At 61.6% G+C, this 25,231-nt stretch carries 25 protein-coding genes, 1 tRNA gene and 1 riboswitch; of the genes, 13 read left to right on the top strand and 13 right to left on the bottom strand.

Going from position 1 to position 25,231, the window contains the following annotated elements:
• Nucleotides 1-57 precede the first annotated feature (57 nt).
• Nucleotides 58-1,062 carry an alpha/beta fold hydrolase gene (locus tag IE166_RS05905; protein WP_189502462.1) on the top strand — a complete coding sequence of 335 codons (1,005 nt, stop codon included), beginning with the start codon at nucleotides 58-60 and terminating at the stop codon, nucleotides 1,060-1,062.
• Between the two features lie 30 nt (nucleotides 1,063-1,092).
• Here the strand turns inward: IE166_RS05905 and IE166_RS05900 are convergent, their stop codons facing one another.
• The 8 genes from IE166_RS05900 to moaA all read right to left on the bottom strand — a co-directional run bounded on the left by IE166_RS05900 (nucleotide 1,093) and on the right by moaA (nucleotide 7,644).
• Nucleotides 1,093-1,962: an NAD(P)-dependent oxidoreductase gene (locus tag IE166_RS05900; RefSeq protein ID WP_189502460.1), complete on the bottom strand. Its 870-nt coding sequence runs from the start codon at nucleotides 1,960-1,962 to the stop codon at nucleotides 1,093-1,095.
• Nucleotides 1,963-1,989: 27 nt separating this feature from the next.
• Entirely contained in the window at nucleotides 1,990-2,814 is an 825-nt protein-coding gene (locus IE166_RS05895; RefSeq protein ID WP_189502458.1) for an ABC transporter permease, read from the bottom strand.
• Nucleotides 2,811-3,524: an ABC transporter permease gene (locus IE166_RS05890; RefSeq protein ID WP_189502456.1), complete on the bottom strand. Its 714-nt coding sequence runs from the start codon at nucleotides 3,522-3,524 to the stop codon at nucleotides 2,811-2,813. Before IE166_RS05890 ends, IE166_RS05895 begins: the two co-directional genes overlap by 4 nt.
• 106 nt (nucleotides 3,525-3,630) lie before the next feature.
• Nucleotides 3,631-4,392, bottom strand: coding sequence for an ABC transporter substrate-binding protein (locus IE166_RS05885; RefSeq protein ID WP_189502455.1), 762 nt, complete (start codon nucleotides 4,390-4,392; stop codon nucleotides 3,631-3,633).
• 112 nt (nucleotides 4,393-4,504) lie between these two features.
• A complete protein-coding gene (gene mobB / locus IE166_RS05880; RefSeq protein ID WP_189502453.1) occupies nucleotides 4,505-5,017 on the bottom strand; it encodes a molybdopterin-guanine dinucleotide biosynthesis protein B in 513 nt (170 codons plus the stop codon).
• Nucleotides 5,014-5,613: a molybdenum cofactor guanylyltransferase MobA gene (mobA, locus tag IE166_RS05875; protein WP_189502451.1), complete on the bottom strand. Its 600-nt coding sequence runs from the start codon at nucleotides 5,611-5,613 to the stop codon at nucleotides 5,014-5,016. The genes mobB and mobA overlap by 4 nt, the downstream gene beginning before the upstream one ends.
• A 23-nt stretch (nucleotides 5,614-5,636) precedes the next feature.
• Nucleotides 5,637-6,557, bottom strand: coding sequence for a DMT family transporter (locus IE166_RS05870; RefSeq protein WP_189502449.1), 921 nt, complete (start codon nucleotides 6,555-6,557; stop codon nucleotides 5,637-5,639).
• Between the two features lie 97 nt (nucleotides 6,558-6,654).
• Complete coding sequence (gene moaA / locus IE166_RS05865) at nucleotides 6,655-7,644, bottom strand: GTP 3',8-cyclase MoaA (protein WP_189502447.1); 990 nt, start codon at nucleotides 7,642-7,644, stop codon at nucleotides 6,655-6,657.
• A 115-nt stretch (nucleotides 7,645-7,759) separates the two neighbouring features.
• Between moaA and IE166_RS05860 the strand changes: the two genes are divergently transcribed.
• The 3 genes from IE166_RS05860 to IE166_RS21025 all read left to right on the top strand — a co-directional run bounded on the left by IE166_RS05860 (nucleotide 7,760) and on the right by IE166_RS21025 (nucleotide 10,649).
• Nucleotides 7,760-8,116 carry a gamma-butyrobetaine hydroxylase-like domain-containing protein gene (locus IE166_RS05860; RefSeq protein ID WP_189502445.1) on the top strand — a complete coding sequence of 119 codons (357 nt, stop codon included), beginning with the start codon at nucleotides 7,760-7,762 and terminating at the stop codon, nucleotides 8,114-8,116.
• Nucleotides 8,117-8,493: 377 nt separating this feature from the next.
• Nucleotides 8,494-10,425: a L,D-transpeptidase family protein gene (locus IE166_RS05855; protein ID WP_244641340.1), complete on the top strand. Its 1,932-nt coding sequence runs from the start codon at nucleotides 8,494-8,496 to the stop codon at nucleotides 10,423-10,425.
• Nucleotides 10,426-10,562: 137 nt separating this feature from the next.
• Nucleotides 10,563-10,649: a small membrane protein YohP gene (locus IE166_RS21025; RefSeq protein ID WP_453901275.1), complete on the top strand. Its 87-nt coding sequence runs from the start codon at nucleotides 10,563-10,565 to the stop codon at nucleotides 10,647-10,649.
• A gap of 85 nt (nucleotides 10,650-10,734) precedes the next feature.
• Here IE166_RS21025 and IE166_RS05850 read toward each other — a convergent pair.
• Nucleotides 10,735-10,809, bottom strand: a tRNA-Val gene (locus IE166_RS05850).
• Nucleotides 10,810-10,867: 58 nt separating this feature from the next.
• Nucleotides 10,868-11,578, bottom strand: coding sequence for an HAD family hydrolase (locus tag IE166_RS05845; RefSeq protein WP_189502443.1), 711 nt, complete (start codon nucleotides 11,576-11,578; stop codon nucleotides 10,868-10,870).
• A 100-nt stretch (nucleotides 11,579-11,678) separates the two neighbouring features.
• Here IE166_RS05845 and rpiA point away from each other — a divergent pair, with 100 nt between their 5' ends.
• The 5 genes from rpiA to IE166_RS05820 all read left to right on the top strand — a co-directional run bounded on the left by rpiA (nucleotide 11,679) and on the right by IE166_RS05820 (nucleotide 16,419).
• A complete protein-coding gene (rpiA, locus tag IE166_RS05840; RefSeq protein WP_189503256.1) occupies nucleotides 11,679-12,377 on the top strand; it encodes a ribose-5-phosphate isomerase RpiA in 699 nt (232 codons plus the stop codon).
• A gap of 18 nt (nucleotides 12,378-12,395) precedes the next feature.
• The gene (locus tag IE166_RS05835; RefSeq protein WP_189502441.1) at nucleotides 12,396-12,980 is read left to right on the top strand and encodes a DUF2059 domain-containing protein; all 585 of its coding nucleotides are present in this window, start codon (nucleotides 12,396-12,398) and stop codon (nucleotides 12,978-12,980) included.
• Nucleotides 12,981-13,088: 108 nt separating this feature from the next.
• Nucleotides 13,089-14,474, top strand: a complete 1,386-nt coding sequence (gor, locus tag IE166_RS05830) for a glutathione-disulfide reductase (protein ID WP_189502439.1) — start codon at nucleotides 13,089-13,091, stop codon at nucleotides 14,472-14,474.
• A 129-nt stretch (nucleotides 14,475-14,603) separates the two neighbouring features.
• Nucleotides 14,604-15,977 (top strand): class II 3-deoxy-7-phosphoheptulonate synthase, encoded by a 1,374-nt coding sequence (locus IE166_RS05825; RefSeq protein WP_189502437.1) that lies wholly within the window; start codon nucleotides 14,604-14,606, stop codon nucleotides 15,975-15,977.
• A 4-nt stretch (nucleotides 15,978-15,981) separates the two neighbouring features.
• Complete coding sequence (locus tag IE166_RS05820) at nucleotides 15,982-16,419, top strand: GFA family protein (protein ID WP_189502436.1); 438 nt, start codon at nucleotides 15,982-15,984, stop codon at nucleotides 16,417-16,419.
• A 3-nt stretch (nucleotides 16,420-16,422) separates the two neighbouring features.
• Here the strand turns inward: IE166_RS05820 and IE166_RS05815 are convergent, their stop codons facing one another.
• Nucleotides 16,423-17,010 (bottom strand): DedA family protein, encoded by a 588-nt coding sequence (locus IE166_RS05815; protein ID WP_189502433.1) that lies wholly within the window; start codon nucleotides 17,008-17,010, stop codon nucleotides 16,423-16,425.
• 184 nt (nucleotides 17,011-17,194) lie between these two features.
• Here IE166_RS05815 and IE166_RS05810 point away from each other — a divergent pair, with 184 nt between their 5' ends.
• The 4 genes from IE166_RS05810 to gltX all read left to right on the top strand — a co-directional run bounded on the left by IE166_RS05810 (nucleotide 17,195) and on the right by gltX (nucleotide 21,699).
• The gene (locus IE166_RS05810) at nucleotides 17,195-18,889 is read left to right on the top strand and encodes an NAD+ synthase (protein ID WP_189502431.1); all 1,695 of its coding nucleotides are present in this window, start codon (nucleotides 17,195-17,197) and stop codon (nucleotides 18,887-18,889) included.
• Nucleotides 18,886-19,296 (top strand): GNAT family N-acetyltransferase, encoded by a 411-nt coding sequence (locus tag IE166_RS05805; RefSeq protein ID WP_189502429.1) that lies wholly within the window; start codon nucleotides 18,886-18,888, stop codon nucleotides 19,294-19,296. The genes IE166_RS05810 and IE166_RS05805 overlap by 4 nt, the downstream gene beginning before the upstream one ends.
• A gap of 26 nt (nucleotides 19,297-19,322) precedes the next feature.
• A riboswitch (cobalamin riboswitch) is annotated at nucleotides 19,323-19,509 on the top strand.
• 72 nt (nucleotides 19,510-19,581) lie between these two features.
• The gene (gene bluB, locus IE166_RS05800; protein WP_189502427.1) at nucleotides 19,582-20,268 is read left to right on the top strand and encodes a 5,6-dimethylbenzimidazole synthase; all 687 of its coding nucleotides are present in this window, start codon (nucleotides 19,582-19,584) and stop codon (nucleotides 20,266-20,268) included.
• 57 nt (nucleotides 20,269-20,325) lie between these two features.
• The gene (gene gltX / locus IE166_RS05795) at nucleotides 20,326-21,699 is read left to right on the top strand and encodes a glutamate--tRNA ligase (protein ID WP_189502425.1); all 1,374 of its coding nucleotides are present in this window, start codon (nucleotides 20,326-20,328) and stop codon (nucleotides 21,697-21,699) included.
• Here gltX and IE166_RS05790 read toward each other — a convergent pair.
• Together IE166_RS05790 and IE166_RS05785 are read right to left on the bottom strand one after the other, a co-directional pair.
• Entirely contained in the window at nucleotides 21,617-22,768 is a 1,152-nt protein-coding gene (locus IE166_RS05790) for a DUF2865 domain-containing protein (protein ID WP_189502423.1), read from the bottom strand. The two genes, gltX and IE166_RS05790, sit on opposite strands and share 83 nt — an antisense overlap.
• Before the next feature lie 87 nt (nucleotides 22,769-22,855).
• Entirely contained in the window at nucleotides 22,856-25,180 is a 2,325-nt protein-coding gene (locus tag IE166_RS05785; RefSeq protein WP_189502421.1) for an NADP-dependent malic enzyme, read from the bottom strand.
• Nucleotides 25,181-25,231: the final 51 nt, after the last annotated feature.

Below are 25,231 nucleotides of genomic sequence, written 5' to 3'. Positions count from 1 at the left end.
CTTCCTATCTGCTTGTGTCTGCCTAACTGCGTTCCCGTTCAACAACACGGAGTTCGCATGAAGACGCTTGTTATCGCCGCCGCAGGGCTTGGGCTGACCCTCACGGCTGCGTCGGCGCAGGATGCCCGCTACGGCGCTCGTCTGGAAGGGTTCGAGTACCCCTTCAAGACGGAGAGCTATGACTTTTCGGCCCAGAAACAGCCGCTTTCCATGACGTTCATGGATGTTGCGGCCGGCGAGCCGAACGGGCAAACCGTCGTGCTCCTGCATGGCAAGAACTTCTGCGCGGCGACCTGGGAAGAGACGATCACCAAGCTGACCGGTGCGGGCTATCGCGTCATTGCGCCGGATCAGGTCGGCTTCTGCAAATCCACGAAGCCAGAGCATTATCAATATTCCTTCCATGCTCTGGCTGCGAACACCAAGGCGCTGCTTGACGCGCGTGGGATCAAAAAGGCCACCGTCATCGGGCACTCCATGGGTGGAATGCTCGCGACGCGCTTTTCGTTGATGTATCCGGAAGCCGTCGACCGTCTCGTGCTGGTGAATCCGATCGGACTGGAAGACTGGAAGGCCGAGGGCGTGCCGTATCAGCCGATCGACGAGGCACTCGCGGGCGAGAAGAAGACGAGCTTCGACAGCATCAAGGCCTATCAGGAGAAATTCTACTACACGGCCGGCTGGAAGCCGCAGTATGATCGCTGGGTCGAGATGAGCGCGGGGATGTATGCCGGCGAGGGCGGCGAGCTGGTGGCCTGGAACCAGGCGCTGACCTCGGACATGGTGTTCACGCAGCCGGTGGTGCACGAGTTCAACAAGCTGAAAGTGCCCACGTTGCTGATGATCGGCACGCAGGACAAGACGGCACCGGGCGCCAACCGCGCGCCGGACGACATTGCCGCCAAGCTCGGCGATTACACCAAGCTCGGCAAGGCTACTGCCGAGGCAATCCCCGATGCCGAGCTGGTGGAGTTCGATGATCTCGGACACTCGCCGCAGATCGAGGATCCGCAGCGTTTCCATACGACACTATTGGAAAAGCTCGGCGCTGCCGGTCAATAGCGCTTAGCGGTTTATAACGGTTGGTGCGGCTTACTTTTCGAGCCGCGCCAGAAGCGACGACGTGTCCCAGCGTTGGCCGCCGAGCGCCTGCACGTCCTTGTAGAACTGATCGACCAGGGCTGTAAGCGGCAGCTTGGCGCCGTTGCGGTCGGATTCTTCGAGTACGATGCCGAGATCCTTGCGCATCCAGTCGACCGCAAAGCCGAAGTCGTATTTGCCGTCATTCATGGTCTTGTGGCGGTTTTCCATCTGCCAGGAGCCGGCGGCACCCTTGGAGATGACTTCGACCACCTTGTGAATGTCGAGCCCGGCCTTCTTGCCGAAGTGGATGCCTTCGGCGAGGCCCTGAACAACGCCGGCAATGCAGATCTGGTTGATCATCTTGGTGAGCTGGCCGCTGCCGGCCGGTCCCATCAGGCCGACCATCTTGGCGTATGCGTCGATGACGGGCTTGGCGCGCTCGAACGCCGCTTCATCGCCGCCGACCATCACCGTCAGCTGGCCGTTTTCCGCGCCGGCCTGGCCGCCTGAGACGGGTGCGTCGAGGAAGTGGAAGCCGGCCTCTTTTGCGGCTGCGTCGAGTTCGCGCGCGACTTCGGCGGAAGCCGTGGTGTTGTCGATGAAGATCGCGTCCTTCTTCATGGTCGCGAAGGCGCCGTCCGATCCAGTGGTGACGGAGCGCAGGTCGTCGTCATTGCCGACGCAGCAGAACACGAAATCCTGATCTCTAGCGGCTTCGGCCGGCGTGGCAGCGTGCTTGCCGCCGAACTCCTCGGCCCATTTTTCAGCCTTTGCGGCGGTGCGGTTGTAAACGGTGACGTCGTGGCCGCCCTTGGTCTTGAGGTGGCCGGCCATGGGGTAGCCCATCACGCCGAGCCCGATGAATGCGACGTTCGCCATGAGAGGTTCCTTCCAGCTGTTCGTTGTTTAGCGCTTGAGGTGGCGCGTCAGGCGCCGCTCGATCCATTCGATGACGTTACGCAGCGTTTCCACGATCGCGAGGTAGATCAGGGCTGCGTAAAGATAGGTTTGGAAATCGAATGAGCGGGAATAAGCGCGCCGCGTTTCGCCCATCAGGTCATAAACGGTGATGATGGCGACGATGGCAGAGCCTTTGATCATCAGGATGATCTCGTTGCCGTACGGGCGCAGGGCGACGATCAGGGCCTGCGGGACGATGATCAGCCGCAGCGTATGCAGGCGCGACAGGCCGAGCGAGGCGGCACCTTCCCACTGGCCGCGGCCAACACTTTCCAACGCGCCGCGCAGGATCTCGGCCTGGTAGGCTGCGGTGTTCAGGGTGAAGGCGAAAAGGGCGCAATTCCAGGCATCGCGGAAGAAGCTCCAAAGGCCGACGGCTTCCAGCTGCGGCCGGAACGAGCCGAGGCCGTAATAGATCAGGAAGGTCTGGGCGATCAGCGGCGTGCCGCGGAAGAAATAAACGTAGGCGTAAGCGAGGGCACTCGGAATGCGCCGCTTGGTCATGCGGCCCCAGGCAATTGGGATCGACAGGACGGCACCGAGGATGATCGACAGGAACACGAGCTGCAGCGTGACGATCAGGCCCGACCAGTAACGGCCGGCATAGCGATCGAACAGTTCCGGGTTCCAGGACTGGACGAGGTACAAAGCGAGGCCTGCGATCGCAAGCGCCCACAAGGCTACCAGAATAGTGCCGGCAATGCGGGTGCCGGTCCAGCGGCGGCTTGGCGTTGGCGGACGTTCCACCAAATCGGCTGCAACGGCGTTCATCGTGTGCCTCCGCTTTTTGCCGCCCAGCGCTCAATGGCGCTGAAGACGAAAGAGGAAAGCACAGCGAGCACGAGATAAAGCAGGCAGGCCAGGCCGAAGAACAGGAAGGGTTCCTTGGTCACGCGCGCGGCGACGCCGGTTTGGCGCAGAATGTCGGACAGGCCGATGACGGAAACTAGCGCTGTGTCCTTGAGCAGGATGAGCCAGAGGTTGCCGAGGCCGGGCAGGGCGACACGGATCAACTGCGGCAAGATCACGAGGCGCATCGTGCGCGTATGGCTCAGGCCGACGGCGTAAGCGCCTTCATATTGCCCTCGCGGAATGACGCGGAAGGCAGCGAGAAACACCTCGCTGGCATAGGACGAGAACATGATGCCGAGCGCGACCATACCGGCCGCAAAGGCGTTGATCTCGATCGTGGTCTCCTCACCAAACAGCGCCGTGATCTGCTGCAAGCCGAGTTGCGCGCCATAGAAGATCAGGAACAACGTCAGGAGTTCGGGCAGGCCGCGAAAGATGGTGGTGTAGATATTGCCGGCAAGCCGCATCGACGGCTCTTCGGACTGCTTCATCAGCGCCACGAAGAAGCCGAGGACGAGGCCAAAAGGCAGAGTCGCCAGTGCCAGGCCGACGGTGACCAGGACGCCGGTCGCGATATCGTCGCCCCAGCCGTCGGGACCGAAACTCAGCAGGGTCAGGGCAGCGTCCATGAAGCGATCTGTTTATCCGCCACCATCATGAATGAGCCGGAACGGTGCCGGCGGGTTTGTCCGCCAAGTCCGTTCCGGCTGCAATCGGCTTCAAGTTTTCGACGGATCAGCCGCCGAAAACGTCGAACGGGAAGTACTTGTCGTTGACTTCCTTGTACTTGCCGTTAGCGCGGATGGCTTCGAGCGCCTTGTTGAACTTGTCGGCCAGCGCGGTGTCGCCCTTGCGGATGGCAATGCCGATCTTGTCGTCGGAGCTGACAGCATCGCCCTTGAAGTCGCAGCAGGAGCCGTCTTCACCCTTCACGAATCCATACTGAACGCCGAAGTCGCCCAGCACGGCATCAACGCGGCCGCTTTCGAGATCGGCCCAGGCTTCGACCTGCGTTGGGTAGGCCTTCACGTCGGCATCCGGATAGGTCTTTTCGGCGAACTCGGCGGCAATCGTTCCCTGCTGCACGCCGATGGTCTTGCCGCTGGTCTCAGTGGCCGCGAACTTGGAGTCCTTCGGCGCGACGAAGACGAGCGAGTTGCTGTAATAAGGGTTGGTGAAGTCGACCTGCTGCTTGCGCTCGTCGGTGATCGACATGGAGGCTACGATCGCATCGAAGCGCTTGGCCTGCAGCGCGGGGATGATGCCGTCCCAATCCTGCGTGACGAACTCGCACTTGGCCTTCATCTCTTCGCAAAGCGCCTTGGTGATGTCGATGTCGAAGCCTTCCAGCTCGCCGGACGCGGTCAGGTTGTTGAAGGGCGGGTAGGCGCCTTCGGTGCCGATCTTGATCGTCGTTTCCTGCGCGGACGCGATCGAGGCCATGGACAAAGTGAGCAAAGCTGCGGAGGCCGCTAGGCAGAGCTTGGAAATGCGCATTCGTGTTCCTCTCGGTTCTTGTGCTTGCAGCCCTTGGCTCTTGGGTGCGCTTGGCTGCTGCAAGCTAAGATAATCCCACTGTTTTCGCTGCGATTGCAACGGCTAAACCGCGTCAGACCCGCGCTAAGGAAAGCGTTTCCACGATGAAGTCAGCGATGGTGGAGATGTCATCGAGATCGAACACGGGAAGGGTGGAGCCATCCACCGGATGATCGGCGGCCAGGGCGACGATCTTGGGGTCGTTTTCGGACAATGGCGCGCGGGTTGCGGTGTCCTTGCGGCGGGCCTCGATCTTGAGATGATCTTCGCGCTTGTAGCCTTCCACGAGAACCATATCGCAGGGGGAAAGCCGCGCCAGGATTTCCGGCAAGCTCGGTTCGGCATCGCCGCGCGCTTCATGCATCAGCGCCCAGCGATGGGACGAGACGATCGCAACTTCCGAAGCGCCAGCCGCGCGGTGGCGGAAGGAATCGGTGCCGGGCACATCGATGTCGAAGTCATGATGGGCGTGCTTGATGGTCGACACCGTATAGCCGCGGCCGGTGAGTTCGGTGACGAGACGCTCGGTCAGCGTCGTCTTGCCGGAGTTCTTCCAGCCGGTAATGCCGAAAACGCGGTGCGTCATGACGCGCTTCCGGCAAGGTGCTGCGCTTCGGCGAGGTCGTCTGGTGTGTTGATGTTGAAAAACGGGTCGAACGGCGCGGTGTCGAAAGCGACCCGCACATGCGGATGATCGGAAATGAAGTGGTTCACGCGACGGCTTGGCTGTGTGTGGAGGAAGGTTTCTAGATCCTGCCGCAAGGCGACCGGCAAAAGGGCGAAGGTTGGGTGAACGCGGCCGTTGGAGGCGGCGACGGCGATCGTTGAGGGTGCTGACGCTGCTTGCAGGCGTGTGACGAGATCGGTCGGCAGGAAGGGTGTGTCACCGGCGACGGTGATGAGGGCACTCGCGCCAATCGTTTCGGCCCAGATCAGGCCGGTCAGGATGCCGGCGAGGGGACCGTCGAAGGTGCCGAAGGCATCGGGGAGAATTCGCAGGTTCAGGGATGCGAAGCGTTGAGGATCGCCATTGGCGTTGATGGCGATGGTGTCGACTTGAGGGCTCAGCCTGCGGGCGACTTCGTCGAGGACCGTACCGCTTCTTAACGGAAGCAGCGTCTTATCGCCGCCGCCCATGCGGCTCGATCGGCCACCGGCCAGGATGATGGCGGCGATTGTCATGGGTGATCTGCGCTGCGCATCGATCAAACACCGTCCGGCGCCATGGTCGGGCCGGTGCTTGCAGTAGCCGGCTTTTCACGGCTGACGCGGCGCTCGCGCAGCAGGGTGTAGATGCCGGACAGGACGATGATGATCGAGCCGACGATCATCGGTAGGTCAGGCAGATCGCCGAAGATCAGGAAGCCCAACGTGATGGACCAGAGCAGGCTGGTGTAGCGGAAGGGTGCAACGGCCGACACATTGCCTGACCGCATGGCCATGATGACGAACTGGTAGCCGATCAGCACCATGCAGGCTGCAAAGCTCAAGGCGCCTACGATCTCCAGCCGCGGCGTTTGCCATCCGCCCATCGGCACCATGAGAACACCGCCAGCGAGCATCACGAAAGCGGAGGTGACGAAGGAAATAAGCGAAGAGGGGATCTGGCTTGGCGCTCGGCTCGTAGAAAGATCGCGCACTGTGCAGAGCAAAACGGAGGCCAGCGTGAACAGGGCAAAGAAGTTGAAGCCCTCGAAGCCCGGTCGCACGATGAGCAGAACGCCTGCGAAACCGATTGCGATGGCTAGCAGCCGCCGCCAGCCGATGGGCTCTCCCAGGAATATGGCGGCCCCGAGAGTCACCGACAAAGGCAAGGTTTGGAGAATGGCAGAGCTGTTGGCGAGCGGCAGATGGGCTAGACCGACAAGGAAGCTCGCTGTCGCCAGGATCTCGCTGGCAACGCGCGTCATAACCAGGGGATGAAAGGCAAGCTTGGGAACGCGCAGAGCACCTTGCTGCCAAGCCAGAAGGCCGATCAGGATCGTGGCGAAAACGCCGCGGATCAGCATGACCTGTCCGGCATTCATTTCCGCGCTGGCAAGCTTTGTCATCGAGTCGTTGATTGAGAAGCCTGCCATGGAAATGACCATGAACAGGCTGCCGCGCATGTCGGACGGAAGGGCCACAGGAAGTCCCGGAGATTGCGATCAGCGACCGGTCTAGCAGGGGTGGCGTGAAACACAACCGTTGGGGATTGGGCCACGCAGTGGCTTCGAATGCGGCTTATCCGCCGGTGACGCTCATATGGCGCGAGACGGCCGGGCGGCGCGTGGTGCGATCGATGATGAAGTCGTGGCCCTTGGGCTTGCGGGTGATGGCTTCGTCGACGGCCTGCGACAGCAATTCGTTGCCTTCCGACGCGCGCATCGGGGAGCGCAGATCGGCCGCGTCTTCCTGGCCAAGACACATGTAAAGCGTACCGGTGCAGGTCAGGCGAACGCGGTTGCAGCTTTCGCAGAAATTGTGGGTCATCGGCGTGATGAAGCCCAGGCGACCGCCGGTTTCCGCTACCTCGACATAGCGGGCGGGTCCGCCGGTCTTGAACGGAATGTCGGTCAGCGTGAACTGCCGCTCCAGGTCGGAACGAAGCTGGCTCAGCGGCAGATATTGGTCGGTGCGCTCCGCGTCGATCTCGCCCATCGGCATGGTTTCGATGACGGTTAGGTCCATGCCGCGACCATGCGCCCAGCGCATAAGCTCGGGAAGCTCGTGCTCGTTGAAGCCCTTGAGCGCCACGGCGTTGAGCTTGACCTTCAGACCGGCGGCTTGCGCGGCGTCCAACCCGGCCATGACCTGGTCCAGATTACCCCAGCGCGTGATCGTACGGAACTTGGCGGGATCGAGCGTATCGATCGAAACATTGATGCGCTTCACACCGCAATCAACCAGTTCGGCCGCGTGTTTGGCCAATTGCGAGCCATTGGTGGTGATGGTCAGCTCGTCCAGTGCGCCGGAAACGAGATGGCGCGAGATCTGGCGCACCAGATGCATGATGTTCTTGCGCACCAGCGGCTCGCCGCCGGTCAGGCGCAGCTTGCGCACGCCTTTTTCCACGAAGACGGTGGTGAGACGATCGAGTTCTTCCAGGGACAGCAGGTCGCGCTTGGACAGGAAAGTCATGTCTTCCGCCATGCAATAGGTGCAGCGGAAGTCGCAGCGGTCCGTCACCGAAACACGGAGATAGGTGATCCGGCGTCCAAACGGGTCGATCATTGCAGTCTAGGCCTTGGGCTTGCGGTCTGTGCTAGCTGAGACCTGATATAGGAGCGTCGAGGCCAAACAACCAGCGCGCTTTGCGCCGCAGGCAGGTTTGTGGCAAGAAGGCGCCATGGCCGCACCTTCAGAATTGCGCGTGTCGAAAGACCGCAAGCTCCTTACCGTCACCTTTCCCAACCATGCGCCACTCGAGCTTCCTGCCGAGTTGCTGCGTGTGACATCGCCGTCGGCTGAGGTGCAGGGCCATTCGCCCGACCAGCGCGTGACAGTGCCCGGAAAGCGCGAGGTTGCGATCGCGCGCATGGAGCCAATCGGCAACTATGCCGTGCGCATCGTGTTCGATGACGGGCATGAGTCGGGCATCTTTACCTGGAACTATCTGCACGAGCTTGGTCATGAAAAAGACCAGCGCTGGCAGACCTATCTCGACGAGCTTTCAGCAAAGGGTCTGTCGCGCGACCGGCGCTGACCAGCCTCAAGCTTTCGTGAAGATGCCGCCGAAACTCCGCGGCCTTCACTTCGTGTCTCCTCACGTCCCTGAATATTCCAGCGAGCCAGCAGGGCTTGCTCCTTCATGGGCGTGGGTGCGAACATGATTGCTGAGCCCGTTTGTACCTTTGCCCGGGGCCGTTCAGTGGATCTGGACGGCCCTTCTTCTTGGAGGGCAGCCGCGCCGCATCCCTAACAAATGTTGCATTCCTGCCGCACGCGCGAACAAACGGTTTACGGTCGCTTAACCCATTTGGCGTCAATCGATATAGTCACAGCGCATCCTGAATCGTCCGTCCGAACCATGATCGGGATGCCTGCTGCCGTTCGATCCAGCACCAGACGAGGGGATGCGCTTTGCTGCCAGTTTCACGAGTTAAAACCGGCCTGATTCTGGCCCTCGTTGCCGCAACTTCGCTGTCGAGCATCAACGCGGCTTCTGCGGAAAACCTGTTCCAGCGCCTGTTTGGTAACAATCGCGGCGGGACAGTGGTCAATCAGGGGCCGCACGCCACGCCACGCCGCGCGCAGCCGATGCAGCAGCAGGGTATTCCGCAGCAGGCACAGCCTGTTCAGCCCGTTTCCGTGGTGAAGCCGACCAAGCCCGCGCCGATCATCAAGGTGTCGTCGCCGAGCTATTACACCTACAAGACTGCAGCCCTCGTGCCGGTTGACTTCTCCAAGCTGCAGCCGACCGGCTCGGTGGAGATCACCGGTTCGATCGAGCCTTCCGAACCGGGTACGCCGTTCGACCGCTCGCTGTCCGGGCTGATCGATTATCAGCTGACCGCCGAGAAGGAGATCGCCGCGGCCATCGAGAAGCATTACGCTTCGCAGCCGGGCTTTATCTGGGTTCTGGGAAGCGCGCCGCGTGTTCGCGCCGAGGCTGCCATGGCCATGTTGCAGGACGCCGGCAGCTACGGGCTCGATCCGCAGGACTACCAGGTTGCACGCCCGCAGGTCACCGCATCTGGCCAGCAGGCGCTGAGCGATCCGGCTCTGATCCGCTACGAGATGACGATGTCGGCGCGCGTGCTGCGTTACATCCGCGACGCTCATGCAGGGCGCATCAACCCGAACCTCCTGTCGGGCTACCATGATTTTGCTGCCAAGCCGGTGGATTACGAGGCGGCGCTGAATGCGATGGCAAGCGGCGTCGACATCAAGACCTATCTGGAAGGTCAGCATCCGCAGAACGCAGAGTATGCAGCACTGCGCACCGAGCTGAAGTCGCTCGAGGCCGAGCGCGAGCACACGATCATCGTTGATCCGAAGCTGCTCCTGAAGCCGGGCGAGACCAGCGCGGAGCTGCCGAAGCTGCTGACGCTGATCGACCAGAAAGGTGATGCAGCGTTCAAGGCGGCGCATGGTGCCACGATCAGTGCCAATGCCGGTGGCGAGCTTTATACGCCTGAATTGGTCGCCGTGGTGAAGGCCGCGCAGCAGGCCCATGGCTTGAAGCCGGACGGCGTCGTCGGCGGCCGCACGGTGGCTGCCATCGCCGGCGTGTCGAAGGCCGACCGCATCGAAAAACTCGAAGTGGCGCTGGAACAGCTGCGCTGGCACCCGTCCGATCTGGGTTCGACGCATGTGTTCCTGAACGCTGCCGCCTTCACCGCGACCTATCGCGAGAATGGCACGGACAAGCTCTCGATGCGCACGGTGGTCGGCAGCCCGACGCACCAGACGAGCTTCTTTTATGACGAGTTGGAGCAGGTCGACTACAACCCGTATTGGGGCGTGCCACGCTCGATCATCGTCAACGAGATGCTGCCGCGCCTGATCAACGATCCCGGCTATCTCGACCGTGCCGGCTATGAAGTCTCTGATGCCAGCGGCAAGCGCATTCCGTCGTCGACGATCAACTGGGCGGCTAATGGCAGCAACATTCCCTACAATGTTCGCCAGACGCCGAGCGAAGCGAATGCCTTAGGCGAGCTGAAGATCCTGTTCCCCAACAAGCATGCGATCTACATGCATGACACGCCGCAAAAGGCCTTCTTCAGCCGCGACGCGCGCGCCTTGAGCCATGGCTGCGTCCGCTTGTCGGATCCGCGTGCGATGGCAGCCGCCGTGCTTGGCACGGATGTCGCGCATGTCGCAGCCAAGCTGAAGCAGGGTCATTCCACGGAAAAGGTGACGCGCAAGATCCCGGTTTATGTCGCCTACTTCACGGCGTGGCCTAACCAGGCCGGCGAGGTGCATTATTCGCCGGACGTTTATGACCGCGACGCCAAGGTTCTGGCCGCTTTGCGCAAGACCAGTGATTCGCGCGCACCTTCGATCTGAGGGCGATCTAAGGGCGATCTGACGTCTGACTGACTGATGAAGGCGGCAAGGCGTTCGGCACGATGCGAGATCGTGTGGAACACCCTGCCGCCTTCTTCGTTCGTGCTGCATAACAATCGCAGATCGGAGAACGACCCATGCTTAAAGGCCTCGGCATAACAGCCCTAATCATCTTCCTGATTGGCCTGGCAGTGGTCATCGGCTTGCTGAAGCTGATCTTCTGACGCTTCACGCAAGGCGACAAACACAAGCCGTCGTTCTGCCTTCGGGCAGCGGCGGCTTTTTTGTTTGGATTATTTGCGTGGAGAATGGTGGGCGATACAGGGATTGAACCTGTGACCCCACCCGTGTGAAGGGTGTGCTCTCCCGCTGAGCTAATCGCCCGCCGAGGCGACCATGCGCCTGAACGTGGCGCGGTGTTTACGAGCGGCACTGGCGCAAGTCAAGGTGCTTCGGCTTGCGTCGTCGTTCCTTCATTCGCTGCCGCGATCAGCCTTGTCGCGACCGCTACCGTCAGCTCGTCGTAATGCGAAATGACCATGCTCGGCTCATAGGTGGCGACGGGCTGGTCGGTGTAACCAAAATCGACCGCTACCACCGGAATACCGGCTGCCTTGGCCGTGTCGATATCCGTCTTCGAATCGCCGACCATGACCGCCTGATCCGGGTCTCCACCGGCCTGTTCGATGGTGGAAATCAGATGGCGGGGGTCGGGCTTGCGCCACGCAAAAGTGTCGGCACCGCAATTGGCGGCGAAGTGCGCGTGGATGCCGAGGCCTTCGATCAGCGCGTGGCTGAGCTTCTCGAACTTGTTGGTGCAGATTGCGAGGGTCCAGCCGGCATCGGCGAAGCGCTGCATGGCATCGCGGGCACCGGGGAAGAGCTGGGAGGTACCCGGAATGTTGTCGGTATAATGCTGCAGGAAGGTGGCGATCAGCTTTTCATGCTGTTCGTCGTCGAGCGTGCGATTGGCCTGACGGAAGGCGCGCTCGATCATCGCGCGACCGCCCATGCCGAGATAAGCCTGGAAGAGGTTGGGGTCGATCGGCGGCAGGCCGCTGTCCTTGAGGCTGTGGGACAGCGCCGCCAGCAGGTCCGGTCCGGTGTCGACCAGCGTTCCATCGAGATCGAAGACGATAATGGGTTGGGTCATGCCACCCGCGATAGCCTTGGCAGGGGAAGACGGCAAGTGCGGCTTTGCCCGCGTGGCCAAAGATGGTAGGAGCGCGGCCACGATCAACCAGAACCTGCTCATGGACGCGACGAACCGCAAGATCGAAGCTGCACGCGCCGCCTTGGCTTATGTTGAAAACGGGATGCGGCTCGGCATCGGCACCGGCTCCACAGCCGAGGAATTCGTGAAGCTGCTGGCCGAGAAGGTCGCGGATGGATTGAAGGTCACGGGCGTGCCGACCTCAGAGCGCACGGCGCGGCTTTGCATGGAACTCGGCATCAAGCTTTCCTCTCTTGAGGAAACGCCGGTTCTCGACCTGGCTATCGATGGAGCCGACGAAATCGATCCCGCACTCGACCTCATCAAGGGCGGCGGCGGGGCGTTGTTGCGCGAAAAGATCGTCGCAACGGCTGCCAAGCGGCTGATCATCATCGCGGATGGCAGCAAGAAGGTCGATTGTCTCGGCGCTTTTCCCCTGCCGATCGAAGTCAACCGCTACGGGCTCGAAGTCACCCGCCTCGCCATCCGCCGCGCGGCCGAGACACTTGGCCTGCAAGGCGAACTGACGCTGCGTAGCGGTCGCGACGAGCCGTTTGTAACGGATGGGGGACATCTCATTCTCGACGCATCTTTTGGCCGCATTCCCGATTCAAGAGCGCTGTCTGCTGCCCTCGTTGCCATTCCCGGCGTCGTGGAGCATGGATTGTTTCTGGGGCTAACCACCATCGCCATCATAGCGGGCGAAGACGGCATCGACGTGATGCAGTCTGCTGGCTGACAAGGAGTTCATCATCTCATGGTTCAGACGTTTCGTGCTCGCCGGCTGATTGCCGGAGTTACCGGTGCAGTCCTGCTGCTTGGCGCAGGCGCGGCCTACGCGCAGGAAGTGACGCCTTCGCATCTGGCGGCCGCCCGTGCAGCCCTTTCGGCAGTCAAGATCACCGACCAGTTCGATTCGATCCTGCCGACCGGCGCACAGGCCTTGAAGCAGGAAATGATCCAGAAGGATCCGAACCTGGAAGAGCTGATCGTCAAGACCGTTGACGAGAAGACCCTCGAGTTGGCCAAGCGTCGTGCTGACCTCGAAAACGAGGCTGCTCAGGTTTATGCGCGCGCCTTCACCGAGCAGGAACTCAACGAAATCGCTACCTTCTACAAGTCGCCGGCGGGTGCAAAATTGCTCGACCAGGGTGGCCGTGTGACTCGCGATGTGATGCAGGCAGCAGAAATCTGGCAGCGCGGCATTTCGCGTGATCTGGCGCAGTCGGTTGCTGACGCGTTCGAACCGGCTCGGCAGCAGGCGACGCCTGCAGCACAGCCGGCCGCCGGAACGCCGGCTCCCGCAGCAACGCCTGCGCCTGCTCCGGCGCCAGCCCAGTAATTAGAGCTCTTTCTCGACGATCAGCGAAGCCCGGCACTGTCCGGGCTTTTCTTTTTCCGCGCTGCTCATACCTCTAGCCAGCAACCCACCACGCAGGATTTCAGCTCCATGGCCTATGACTTCGACCTCTTCGTTATCGGTGGTGGCTCCGGTGGTGTGCGGGCAGCGCGTGTTTCGGCGCAATTGGGCAAGAAGGTCGCCATTGCAGAAGAATACCGCTTCGGCGGGACCTGCGTGATCCGCGGCTGCGTGCCGAAGAAGCTGATGGTTTACGCCTCGCAGTTCTCCGAAAAGTTCGCGGACGCACCAGCCTATGGCTGGACCCTCGGCGAAACCAGCTTCGACTGGCCGACGCTGATCGCCAACAAGGATCGCGAGATCGAGCGGCTGGAGCATGTTTATCGCGGTGGGCTCGATAGAACCGACGTCACGATCTTCGATGAGCGCGCGACGCTTAAGGACAAGCACACGGTGCAGCTGGCGTCGGGCAAGACCGTCACGGCCGACACGATCCTGATCGCCACCGGTGCTCGCCCCAATCCACACGAGTCGCTGCCGGGATCCGAGCTGGCGATCTATTCCGACGACGTGTTCGACCTCAAGGAACTGCCGAAATCGATCGTGATCGTCGGCGGCGGCTATATCGCCGTGGAATTTGCCAATATCTTCCACGGCCTGGGCGTTGATACGACCGTGGTTTATCGCGGTCAGAGGATCCTTGGCGGGTTCGACATGGAGTTGCGCGAGCACCTGCAGAACGAGATGCAAAGCAAAGGCATTCGAATCCTTTGCCACACGATGTTCAAGTCGATTGCGAGGCGCGAGGACGGTCGGCTGGATGCCGAAATGTCCGACGGCAACATCATCTGCGCTGACCAAGTTCTGATGGCAATTGGACGTTTGCCGAATACCGAAGGACTTGGGTTGGAAGCGCTTGGGCTTGAACTCGGCCACAACGGCGCAATCCCGGTGGACGACTATTCCCGCACGGCGATCGACAACATCTGGGCGATCGGTGATGTGACGAACCGGGTGCAACTCACCCCGGTCGCCATCCATGAAGCCATGTGTTTTGTGGAAACGCATTGGCACGACAATCCGACACGTCCCGATCACGAGATCATCCCGACCGCCGTGTTCTCGCAGCCGGAGATAGGCACCGTCGGCATGACGGAAGAAGAGGCGGCAAAGACCTATCCCGATCTGGAGGTCTATCGCGCTGCCTTCCGGCCTATGAAGACCTCGTTTGCTGGTCGCGATGAGCGCATGATCATGAAGCTGCTCGTCGACGCCGCAACCAAGGTGGTTGTCGCAGCACACATCATCGGCCCTGATGCGGGTGAGATGGCGCAGCTCCTCGGTATTCCGATCAAGGCCAAGCTGACCAAGGATGCGTTTGACCGCACCATGGCGGTTCATCCCACAACGGCCGAAGAACTCGTCACGATGTACTCGCCAAGCTATCGGCTGAAGAACGGGGAGCGCGTTTCTTGATCGTCATCCGGTCTTGATCCTTAGCCGGGCTGGCATGGTTCTTAACCTTCCTGTATAGGACCGGCACTTCCCAACAACGGAGAAGATGCGGGCAATCAGAGAGCGCCGCAAAGCCAAATAGGTGCAGTGATGACGAAGTGGTCGCCGAATTCGTGGAGAGCCAAGCCGATCCAACAGGTCCCGTCCTATCCGGACATGGCCGTGCTGGAAGAGACCGAGGCTCGTCTTGCTACGTTTCCGCCGCTCGTCTTTGCAGGTGAAGCGCGCAAGCTGAAGAAGCAGCTCGCTTCCGTCGCCAATGGTGAGGCCTTCCTCCTTCAGGGCGGCGATTGCGCCGAAAGCTTTGCCGAGCATGGCGCGGACAATATCCGCGACTTCTTCCGCGTGTTTCTGCAGATGTCTGTCGTGCTGACCTATGCCGGCGCGCAGCCGGTGGTGAAGGTCGGCCGCATCGCCGGCCAGTTCGCCAAGCCGCGTTCGTCCGACATCGAAGCCAAGGGCGACGTTTCTCTGCCGTCTTATCGCGGCGACATCATCAACGGCATCGAGTTCGACGAGAAGTCCCGCATTCCCGATCCGGCCCGACAGGAAATGGCTTACCGCCAGTCCGCGGCGACCTTGAACCTGCTGCGCGCCTTCGCGCAGGGCGGCTATGCCAGCCTCGAGAATGTTCACAAGTGGATGCTGGGCTTTGTGGCCGACAGCCCGCAGGCAGCGAAATATGAGGCGCTCGCCAACCGCATCACCGAGACCATGGACTTCATGCGGGCGGTAGGGATCACCTCGGAAAGCAACTACGCTCTGCGCGAGACCGATTTCTACACCAGCCATGAAGCGCTGCTGCTTGGCTACGAACAGGCGCTGACCCGCGTCGATTCGACGTCCGGCGACTGGTACGCGACGTCGGGCCACATGATCTGGATCGGCGACCGTACGCGCCAGCCGGATCACGCCCATATCGAATATTGCCGCGGCATCAAGAACCCGCTTGGTCTGAAGTGCGGTCCTTCGCTCACCCCGGATGGACTGATCGAGCTTTGCGATTTGCTCAATCCGGAGAACGAGGCGGGTCGTTTGACGCTGATCGCGCGCTTCGGTGCCGACAAGGTGGGCGATCATCTGCCGAAGCTGGTTCGGGCCGTGGAAAAGGAAGGCCGCAAGGTCGTCTGGTCCTGCGATCCGATGCACGGCAACACCGTGACCGCTGCCGGCTACAAGACGCGGCCGTTCGACCGTATCCTCAAGGAAGTGCAGAGCTTCTTTGAGGTGCATCGCGCCGAGGGCACTTATCCCGGCGGCATCCATGTCGAGATGACCGGCAAGAACGTCACCGAATGCACGGGCGGTGCGCGTGCGATCCGCGACGACGAGCTGCAGGATCGCTACCACACCCATTGCGATCCGCGCCTCAATGCCGAGCAGGCCGTGGAACTGGCTTTCCTGGTCAGCGAGCTGCTGAAGAAGGCTGAAACGCCGCAGCAGAAGAAGGCGGTTAACGGCTAAGATCATGACGCAAAGCGGTGACACCCATCTCGCTCACACAGGTTCATGCCTGTGCGGTCGGGTGCGTGTCACCGCCCGCGGCGCTTTGCGCGGTGTCGTGTTTTGCCATTGCTCGCAATGCCGCAAGCAGACCGGTCTGTATTACGCAGCCACTGAGGTGGAGGACGACCAGCTTTCGGTCGAGGGCGCGGAGAACGTCTCGTGGTACGAAGCCAGCGCCTTCGCCAAGCGCGGCTTCTGCCGGTTGTGCGGCTCGGCGCTGTTCTGGAAGGCAGTCGGTTCCGATGTGACATCGGTGATGGCAGGTCTGTTCGATCAACCGTCCGGGCTCGAACCCGCCATGCATATTTTTACGTCCGACAAAGGCGACTTCTACGAAATCGCTGATGACCTTCCGCAGCATGAAAGGTCATCGGACGACGTTCCGGTTGCGCCGAACTGACGCTCAAGCGTCGTTCTGCTTTTCGCGCGCCATGACCTTGCGCACGACGACCACTACCAGCAGCGTGACGGCCAGGATGATGGCGACGGCGATGATGACGCGCTGGTGTTCGTGCAATGCGTCTCCGATCAGCGCTTCCGCGCCGAGGCCGAAGAAGTAACCGATCCCCACGAACAGCGTCGCCCAGACGATCGACGAAAGCACGTTGTAGATCAGGAACGTGCCCCAATCGATTTTCGCCAGTCCGCAGCAGACGCCGCCGAGCAGTCGCAAGCCATAGGCATACCGGTTGAAGAACACGAAGGCGCGCGGCCGCGTTTGCGCCAGGCGCATGGCATGTTTGAAGCCGGGCTTACCACGCATCTTTGTGACCCAGCGGTGATCGGCGAACCACTTGCCGAACAGGTAATAGGCGGTGTCGCCGATGAAGGTGCCGATTAAGGCTGCGACATAGGTCTGCCACAGCGGCAGAAGCATCTGGTGGGCGAAGAAGCCGCCAACGATCGCAACGCTTTCGCCTTCCGCCGCGCTTCCGGCGAACACAGCAAGGATGCCGTATTCACGGACAAAGGAGTCAACGGCATCAATCATCGGAAGTGTTCAGTATCCATGCGTCAGCGACTTCATGTTGCGTCAAACGGGTCGCAAGCATGGGCCATGATTGCCGGTAAAAGCGACATGGCGATGTCCTGACCAGATGAATTCGCGTGTTGCCTACTCTTTTCTCTGGAAGACGGCAATTGCAGGCTCATAAGTCGCGCGCTAGATCATTGATATGGCTCAGACACATTCAGACTCTTCTCCGCTCAATGCTCTTCGTGTCGCGATTGCGCAGCTGAATCCGACGGTCGGCGACATATCCGGAAACCTCGAACTGGCGCGCAAGGCGCGCAAGGAGGCAGCCGGGCAGGGCGCGGACATCGTTCTCTACACCGAGCTGTTCATCGCCGGTTATCCGCCGGAAGACCTCGTTCTTAAGCCCGCCTTCGTGGATGCCTGTGAGCGTGCGGCGCGCGAGCTTGTGAAGGATACGGCGGATGGTGGACCCGGCGTCATCATCGGCACCCCGCTGAAGCGCACAAGCGGTGTCCATAACTCGGTGATCGTGGCTGATAACGGCGAGATCCTGGGCGAGCGGTTCAAGCTCGACCTGCCGAACTATGGCGAGTTCGACGAGAAGCGCGTGTTCCAGCCAGGCCCCCATATGCCTGGACCGGTGAACTTCCGCGGCGTGCGGATCGGCATTCCGATCTGCGAGGATATCTGGGGACAGCTCGGGGTCTGCGAGACGCTGGCCGAGAGTGGCGCCGAAATCCTGCTCGTGCCGAACGGCTCGCCTTATTATCGCGGCAAGATGGATGTGCGGCAGCAGACGGTGATCCGGCAGGTGATCGAGAGCGGTCTGCCGATGGTCTGGGCCAACCAGCTCGGCGGTCAGGACGAGCTGGTGTTCGACGGCGCTTCCTTCGGCATCGAGGCCGACAAGTCTCTGGCTTTCCAGCTGTCCGAGTTCGAGGAAACGGTTGCCGTCGTGACCTGGAAGCGCCGCGATGGCATTTGGGTCTGCGACAGCGGCCCGATGGCGAAGCTGCCGCAGGGCGAGGAAGCCGATTACCTCGCGTGCATGCTAGGCCTGCGCGATTATGTGAACAAGAACGGCTTCAAGAACGTCGTGCTCGGCCTGTCCGGCGGTATCGATTCGGCGGTGTGCGCAGCCTTGGTTGCGGATGCGCTTGGCGAAGAGCGGCTTCATGCAATCATGCTGCCCTATCGCTACACATCGGAAGAATCGTTGAAGGATGCGAAAGCTTGCGCCGAAGCGCTCGGCTGCCGCTATGACATCGTTCCGATTGCCGAGCCGGTCGAGGGCTTCCTGTCCTCCCTGGCCGAGACCTTTGCGGGCACGAAGGAAGGCATCACGGAAGAAAATCTGCAGTCGCGCACGCGCGGCGTGATCCTGATGGCCGTGTCCAACAAGTTCGGCTCGATGGTGGTCACCACCGGCAACAAGAGCGAGATGTCGGTGGGCTACGCCACGCTCTACGGCGACATGAATGGCGGCTTCAATCCGATCAAGGACCTCTACAAGATGCAGGTCTATTCGATCGCGCGCTGGCGCAATGCGCATGTTCCGGCCGGTGCGATGGGACCGTCGGGCGAGGTGATCCCGGTGAACATCATCGACAAGGCGCCCTCTGCCGAGCTGCGTGAAAACCAGACCGATCAGGATTCGCTGCCGCCCTATCCCGTGCTCGACGACATTCTGGAATGTCTGGTCGAAAACGAGATGAGCGTGCAGCAGATCGTGGCGAAGGGCCATTCGGCGGAAACCGTTCAGCGCATCGAGCACCTGCTTTACCTCGCCGAATACAAGCGTCGGCAGGCGGCACCGGGCGTGAAGATCACGCGCAAGAATTTCGGCCGCGACCGTCGCTATCCCATCACCAACCGCTTCCGCGATCGGGGATGAGCCAGGTCGAGATCAGCTTCGACCTTGCAAAGCTCGATTTCGCCCGCACCTCGCAACTGCTTCGTGAGAGTTATTGGGGTGCGGAACGAACAGATGCGTTGCACGAAGTCGCCTTCGCGAACTCGATCTGTGCGATCGCCCTGATTGATGGCGAGCAGGTCGGGTTTGCACGTGCATACGGTGACAAGGCGCTGTTTGCGCGGATATCCGACGTGATTGTCTGGCCAGAGCATCGAGGCAAGGGGATCGGCAAGGCTCTGGTTGCATCGTTGCTGGAGCACCCGGAACTGCGCACCGTCATATCCTGGGCGCTGGCAACATCCGACGCGCATGGCCTTTACGAGCAGTTCGGCTTTGAGCTGATTGAGGCCGGCAAGGAGATGCGGCTAAACCGGAGCGGCATGTAGCCCCTTGCGGGGTGGCCAAGGCTCGCGCATAAACTTCATCGTCAGGTGCCGGTGCCATGCCGGAGAATCGGGAATCCGGTGCGAAACCGGAGCGTGCCCAACGCTGTGAGGCTGACGCAGGCTGTATCATGCCACTGGGATCAAAACCCGGGAAGGCGGCAGTCGAAGCGGTTGAAGCCGAGCCAGAAGACCGGCCTGGCAGGATAGACTGATCCGCGCGGACGGCGGCAGGTTGTTCTGGCTGTCTCTTGTTGGGGATGGCGTCTGCATTGTTGGGGACAAACGATGCCAAACCAGCCTTGCCGCGGCGGCCTTGCGCCCGCTGCTCCCTTCTCGCCCGATGAGCGCGACGCCGTTTATAAGGCCATCGAAACGCGCCGCGACGTGCGCGATCAGTTCCTGCCGCAACCCCTGCCGATTGATGTGGTCGCGCGCTTGCTACGCGCAGCGCATGCCGCGCCGTCCGTCGGTTTCATGCAGCCTTGGAGCTTTATTCTGGTCAGCGACGATCAGGTGAAGGAGCGTGCGTGGCAGGCTTTTTCGCGCGCCAATGACGAGGCTGCCGCGATGTTTCCCGATGCGCAGCGCGATCGCTATCGCAGCCTGAAGCTAGAAGGCATCCGCAAGGCCCCGCTTAGCATCTGCGTGACCTGTGATCCCGATCGTGCCGGGCCGGTCGTGCTCGGGCGCACGCACAATCCCCGCATGGATGCGTTTTCGACTGTGTGCGCAATTCAGAACCTTTGGCTAGCAGCGCGGGCGGAAGGGGTTGGTGTCGGTTGGGTCAGCATTTTCCGGGATGAGGATGTGCGCGAACTGCTCGGCATTCCCGAGCGGATCGAGATCATCGCCTGGCTTTGCCTTGGCTATGTCGATGCGCTCTATGAGGAGCCGGAGCTCGCGGTGAAAGGCTGGCGACAGCGTCTGCCGCTCGATGAGCTGGTGTTTCACGATCGCTGGGGTACGCGTTAGGGCCTAGACGCGATCAAGTGCTTGCGGTCGAACCGGCTTGGAGCTACGCCGCACCTCATGACAACAATCGTTCGCTTCGCGCCGTCTCCGACGGGCATGATCCACATCGGCAATGCGCGCACCGCGCTGTTCAACTGGCTGTTCGCCATGAAGACGGGCGGGCAACTGATCCAGCGTTTCGATGACACGGATGTTGCGCGCTCGAAACAGGAATATGCCGACGCGATCCTCACTGATCTTGAATGGCTGGGCATCAAGCCCTCGGCAATTGATTACCAGTCCAAGCGCTTTGCGATCTATGATGCAGCGGTTGCCAAGCTGAAGTCGGCTGGGCTGCTTTACCCGTGCTATGAGACGGCAGACGAGCTAGAGCGTCGCCGCAAGATCCGGCTGTCGCGGCGCCTGCCGCCGGTTTACGGCCGAGAGGCGCTAAAGCTGACGGCTGACGAAATCAGCGCGTTGGAAGCCGAGGGGAGGAAGCCTCATTGGCGCTTCCTCCTGCCCAACTTTGCGGATGATCCGTTCGCGCCGAGCCGCACGGAAGTGCATTGGGACGATGTCGTGCGCGGACCGCAGACGGTGGATCTCGCCTCCATGTCTGATCCGGTTCTGGTGCGCGAAGACGGCACCTATCTCTACACGCTGCCGTCGGTGGCCGACGATATCGAGATGGGCATCACGCACATCATTCGCGGCGACGACCATGTGACGAATACCGGCGCGCAGATTGCCTTGTTCCGCGCGCTGGGTGCTGAACCGCCGGCTTTCGGACACCACAACCTGCTGACCACGGCCAGCGGCGAAGGCCTCTCCAAGCGCACCGGCGCTCTTTCGATTACCGGTTTGCGTGAGTCCGGCATCGAGCCAATGGCCGTGGCGTCGCTGGCAGTTCTGATTGGAACGTCGGAAAGTGTTCAGCCGGTTGCCACGATGGAAGAGCTTGCCGCGCGCTTCGATCCTGCCGCAACCTCCAAGTCCGCTGCGAAGTTCGACCCGGCTGAGGTCGGAACGCTCAATCGCGCTCTGATCCATCAGATGTCGTTTGCCGAGGTTCAGGCACGTTTGGCTGAACTGGGCATCGAAGGTCCGCAGGCCGAGGAATTTTGGCTGGCGGTGCGGGGCAATCTCGAGACGGTTGCCGACGCCGCAACCTGGTGGCGGATCGTCCGGGAGGGTCCGGATACCGCTGAGAGCCTGTCTGAAGAGGATCGCGGCTTTGTGGCGGAGGCGTTCGACCTGCTTCCGCCGGAGCCGTGGGATCGCGGCACCTGGAGAATCTGGACCGATGCCGTGAAGGCGCAAAGCGGCCGTAAGGGCAAGACGCTGTTCATGCCGCTCAGGCTTGCGCTTACTGGGCGCCCGTCCGGCCCGGAGCTCGCAGATTTATTGCCCCTTCTTGGGCGGGCAGGAACGTTGGGCCGACGACCCTGACGCGCTTGTCCGCGTCGGACATCGACCGCGCCGGCGCCGGTTCCGGCGGGCGTATGGTCGGGATGGCCGGCGCCTTTTCCGCATTTTCCTGAGCCGGCGAAGCCAACACCTTCGGCGCTTCGCTCTTCGGTTGAGCCGCCGTCACGGACGGCGCTTGCTTAGGCTCGGCGCTTTGATCCGGCAGCACCTGAATAGATGGGCTAGCCGTAACCGGCGGTTCAAAGGGTGCGGATGAAGGTGGCGTGGCCGGCCTGTTCTGCGCCGGTGCGCTGACGGCGGGTTGCTCAGGAACGCTGGCGATCGTTGGCTCTGGCGCAGCGGGCGCGCAGGCGGATGCACCGCTTTGAGGATGGTTGCGGTAGAGATTGGCCGTCGGCAGGGCGGAATAGGGCTCGTTCTTGTCCGCAGATACCATCTCGGCCGCATCCTGATCCGGCACCTTGTGATAGTAGAGGCGCATCTCCGTGGATGGACAGGTCGCCTGGCATGCCTTGGCATCGCGCGCAAAGTCGTCTCGTGTCACACCATAGGACATTGGGAAGAAGTAGCCGTCGGACGTTCGGACGCAGATCGTGCGCAGGCGATCCTGCGAAGGCTTGGGCTGAGACGGGCGCGGAACGGCGACTTCCTGCGGCTTGGGCGCAGGCTCATGACAACCGGCATCGTCGATGGCGCGCTGGATGCGCTGGCGCTCGACCGGGCTGCTGCGGCTCGAACCCAGCCGTGCACGCTCGCGCTGCAACTCCGCGTAGTTCCGCTCCATGCGCGCCAGCGTGTCTTCGATCCGACGGCAGACGCGATCGGCTCCGCCATCGAATCCGTAGCCGCAGTCCGCACGCTGCCACTCGCCTTCGGTCAGGGAAAGCTGCCGTTCCTGCTCGGTGATGGCGCGGTCATATTCGCGAGCCTTGGCCGAGCTTTGACTGCCCTTACCCGTAGCCGCGAGTTCGGCTTCCAGCTGGCGGCAAAGCTGAGGCGAGGCGGCGACGGCCTGACTTGGCGCGAGCGAAGCCGTCAGCAGCAGACCCGCCAGTGCGCCTGTCAAACTCCGCCATTGTCTCCACGCCATCGACGTCCGTGCCTCCATTCCGAAACACGCTCGACGACGATTGCGGCAAGCCTATGCCGAAGCTCACATCCGCCTGTGAATTCTTCGTCAGATGGCTGCGGGATGATGCAGACGCTGCGATGCTTCCACCACGGCTAGCGCCGTCATGTTCACGATGCCGCGCGAGGTCACCGAAGGGGTGAGAATATGCGCGGGCTTGGCAGTGCCGAGCAAAATCGGTCCGACATGCAGCGCATCCGTCATCATCTTCACGGTGTTCATGGTGATGTTGGCGGCATCGAGGTTCGGGAACACCAGGAGGTTGGCTTCGCCCTTCAGCGTCGAATGCGGATAGATGCGGTTGCGCAGCGTTTCCGACAGCGCGGAGTCCGCATGCATTTCGCCGTCGCATTCCAGGTCCGGTGCGCGGCTCTTCAGAATGCGCGCGGCTTCTCGCATCTTCAGCGTCGAGTCGGTATCGCGGGAGCCGAAGTTGGAGAAGGACAGCATGGCAGCCTTCGGCTCGATGCCGAAGCGCCGGATCTCTTCGGCGGCAAGCATCGTCATCTCGGCAATTTCTTCTGCCGACGGATCCACGGTGACATAGGTGTCGGTGTAGAAGGTCACGCCCTTCGGCGAGATCAGCATCGACAAGGCCGAGAGATCGCGATCGCGCGTTTCCTCGCTGGCGCCGATGATCAGGCGGACATAGCGGATGTGGCGTTCGAAACGGCCCGACAGGCCGCAGATCATGGAATCGGCATCGCCACGAATGAGCGCGATGGCTGCAATCACGGTCGTGTCCGTCCGAACCAGGCTTCGGGCGCCTTCCAGTGTGACGCCGCGACGCCCGGCTCTAGCGATCAGTGTTTCCACATAATCGCGATACCGCGGATCGTCTTCCGGATTGATGATCTCGAAGTCGACGCCCGGCCGGATCTTCAAGCCGTAGCGGGCGAGGCGGGTTTCGATGACGGCTGGACGGCCGACGAGGATGGGCTTAGCGAGGCCTTCTTCCAGAACGACCTGGGCCGCACGCAGAACGCGCTCGTCTTCACCATCGGCATAGATGACGCGCTTGGCGCCAGCGCTTTTTGCGGCCGAGAAGATCGGCTTCATGACCAGACCGGAGCGGAACACGAAGCGGTTCAGCCGGTCGAGATAGGCCGGCATGTCGGTGATCGGCCGACGCGCCACGCCGCTCTGCGCCGCCGCTTCCGCCACCGCCGGCGCGATGCGCAGGATCAGACGGGGATCAAAGGGCGACGGGATCAGGAAATCGGGTCCGAACATTGGCGTGTCCCCGGAATAAGCGCGGGCGGCAACGTCGGACGGTTCTTCACGGGCGAGTGCTGCGATGGCGCGTACTGCCGCCATCTTCATGTCTTCGTTGATCGCGGTGGCGCCGACATCCAGCGCGCCGCGGAAGATGTAGGGGAAGCAAAGGACGTTGTTGACCTGGTTTGGGAAATCCGAGCGTCCTGTGCAGATCATGGCATCGGGGCGTGCTGCGCGTGCCAGTTCCGGCATGATCTCGGGCGTCGGATTGGCCAGAGCCAGGATTAGCGGCTTCTCCGCCATTTCAGCCAGAAGCTCAGGCTTCAGAACGCCGGCGGCAGACAGGCCGAGGAACACATCGGCACCGCCTATGACGTCGGCCAACGTGCGCAGATCGGTCTCCTTGAGATAGGGCGCCTTCCAGCGATCCATCTCTTCCACGCGGCCGACATAGGCGACACCGTAGCGATCCGTGATCCAGATATTGTCCGGCTTGGCACCAAGCGACACCAGCAGGTTGAGGCAGGCAAGCGCGGCAGCGCCCGCGCCGGAGGTAACGATCTTCACCTCTTCGATACGCTTGCCTGCAATTTCCAGCGCGTTCAGAACGGCGGCGGCTACGATGATCGCGGTGCCATGCTGATCGTCATGGAACACGGGAATGCGCATGCGCGCCTTCAACTGTTCCTCGATCTCGAAACATTCTGGCGACTTGACGTCTTCCAGATTTATGCCGCCGAAGGTCGGCTCAAGAGCCGCAACCGTTTCAACCATGCGGCTGATCTCGGGCGCATCGACTTCGATGTCGAAGACGTCAATTCCGGCGAACTTCTTGAACAGAACCGCCTTGCCTTCCATCACCGGCTTGGAAGCGAGCGGTCCGATATTGCCGAGGCCGAGCACGGCCGTGCCGTTGGACACGACGGCCACGAGATTGGCGCGCGTCGTGTAGTCATCGGCTGCATCCGGATTGTCCTGGATGGCGAGGCATGGGGCTGCAACGCCCGGGGAATAAGCAAGCGCCAGATCGCGCTGGTTGCCGAGCGGCTTTGTCGCCTGGATCTCGAGCTTGCCGGGCGTCGGATAGCGATGAAAGAAGAGAGCGCTCTGATCGAGGTCGCCTGAAGCGGGTTTTTTATCCTGCATCTCGACCATCGTGTTCTCCAATCAAACTCAAGCAATAAAAAAGCGGCGGCACCGGTCCAC

Origin of the sequence: Tianweitania populi, from assembly GCF_014652875.1 — a bacterium.
Taxonomy (GTDB): domain Bacteria; phylum Pseudomonadota; class Alphaproteobacteria; order Rhizobiales; family Rhizobiaceae; genus Tianweitania; species Tianweitania populi.
Note: the sequence above shows the minus strand (reverse complement) of the source record. Positions and strands in the feature narration are given on the sequence as shown.

What these genes read in the sequence shown, in the direction of transcription:
- IE166_RS05905 (WP_189502462.1), top strand. Translation starts at nt 58, where the DNA reads ATGAAGACGCTTGTTATCGCCGCCGCAGGGCTTGGGCTGACCCTCACG.
- IE166_RS05900 (WP_189502460.1), bottom strand. Translation starts at nt 1,962, where the DNA reads ATGGCGAACGTCGCATTCATCGGGCTCGGCGTGATGGGCTACCCCATG.
- IE166_RS05895 (WP_189502458.1), bottom strand. Translation starts at nt 2,814, where the DNA reads ATGAACGCCGTTGCAGCCGATTTGGTGGAACGTCCGCCAACGCCAAGC.
- IE166_RS05890 (WP_189502456.1), bottom strand. Translation starts at nt 3,524, where the DNA reads ATGGACGCTGCCCTGACCCTGCTGAGTTTCGGTCCCGACGGCTGGGGC.
- IE166_RS05885 (WP_189502455.1), bottom strand. Translation starts at nt 4,392, where the DNA reads ATGCGCATTTCCAAGCTCTGCCTAGCGGCCTCCGCAGCTTTGCTCACT.
- mobB (WP_189502453.1), bottom strand. Translation starts at nt 5,017, where the DNA reads ATGACGCACCGCGTTTTCGGCATTACCGGCTGGAAGAACTCCGGCAAG.
- mobA (WP_189502451.1), bottom strand. Translation starts at nt 5,613, where the DNA reads ATGACAATCGCCGCCATCATCCTGGCCGGTGGCCGATCGAGCCGCATG.
- moaA (WP_189502447.1), bottom strand. Translation starts at nt 7,644, where the DNA reads ATGATCGACCCGTTTGGACGCCGGATCACCTATCTCCGTGTTTCGGTG.
- IE166_RS05860 (WP_189502445.1), top strand. Translation starts at nt 7,760, where the DNA reads ATGGCCGCACCTTCAGAATTGCGCGTGTCGAAAGACCGCAAGCTCCTT.
- IE166_RS21025 (WP_453901275.1), top strand. Translation starts at nt 10,563, where the DNA reads ATGCTTAAAGGCCTCGGCATAACAGCCCTAATCATCTTCCTGATTGGC.
- IE166_RS05845 (WP_189502443.1), bottom strand. Translation starts at nt 11,578, where the DNA reads ATGACCCAACCCATTATCGTCTTCGATCTCGATGGAACGCTGGTCGAC.
- rpiA (WP_189503256.1), top strand. Translation starts at nt 11,679, where the DNA reads ATGGACGCGACGAACCGCAAGATCGAAGCTGCACGCGCCGCCTTGGCT.
- IE166_RS05835 (WP_189502441.1), top strand. Translation starts at nt 12,396, where the DNA reads ATGGTTCAGACGTTTCGTGCTCGCCGGCTGATTGCCGGAGTTACCGGT.
- gor (WP_189502439.1), top strand. Translation starts at nt 13,089, where the DNA reads ATGGCCTATGACTTCGACCTCTTCGTTATCGGTGGTGGCTCCGGTGGT.
- IE166_RS05825 (WP_189502437.1), top strand. Translation starts at nt 14,604, where the DNA reads ATGACGAAGTGGTCGCCGAATTCGTGGAGAGCCAAGCCGATCCAACAG.
- IE166_RS05820 (WP_189502436.1), top strand. Translation starts at nt 15,982, where the DNA reads ATGACGCAAAGCGGTGACACCCATCTCGCTCACACAGGTTCATGCCTG.
- IE166_RS05815 (WP_189502433.1), bottom strand. Translation starts at nt 17,010, where the DNA reads ATGATTGATGCCGTTGACTCCTTTGTCCGTGAATACGGCATCCTTGCT.
- IE166_RS05810 (WP_189502431.1), top strand. Translation starts at nt 17,195, where the DNA reads ATGGCTCAGACACATTCAGACTCTTCTCCGCTCAATGCTCTTCGTGTC.
- IE166_RS05805 (WP_189502429.1), top strand. Translation starts at nt 18,886, where the DNA reads ATGAGCCAGGTCGAGATCAGCTTCGACCTTGCAAAGCTCGATTTCGCC.
- bluB (WP_189502427.1), top strand. Translation starts at nt 19,582, where the DNA reads ATGCCAAACCAGCCTTGCCGCGGCGGCCTTGCGCCCGCTGCTCCCTTC.
- gltX (WP_189502425.1), top strand. Translation starts at nt 20,326, where the DNA reads ATGACAACAATCGTTCGCTTCGCGCCGTCTCCGACGGGCATGATCCAC.
- IE166_RS05790 (WP_189502423.1), bottom strand. Translation starts at nt 22,768, where the DNA reads ATGGCGTGGAGACAATGGCGGAGTTTGACAGGCGCACTGGCGGGTCTG.
- IE166_RS05785 (WP_189502421.1), bottom strand. Translation starts at nt 25,180, where the DNA reads ATGGTCGAGATGCAGGATAAAAAACCCGCTTCAGGCGACCTCGATCAG.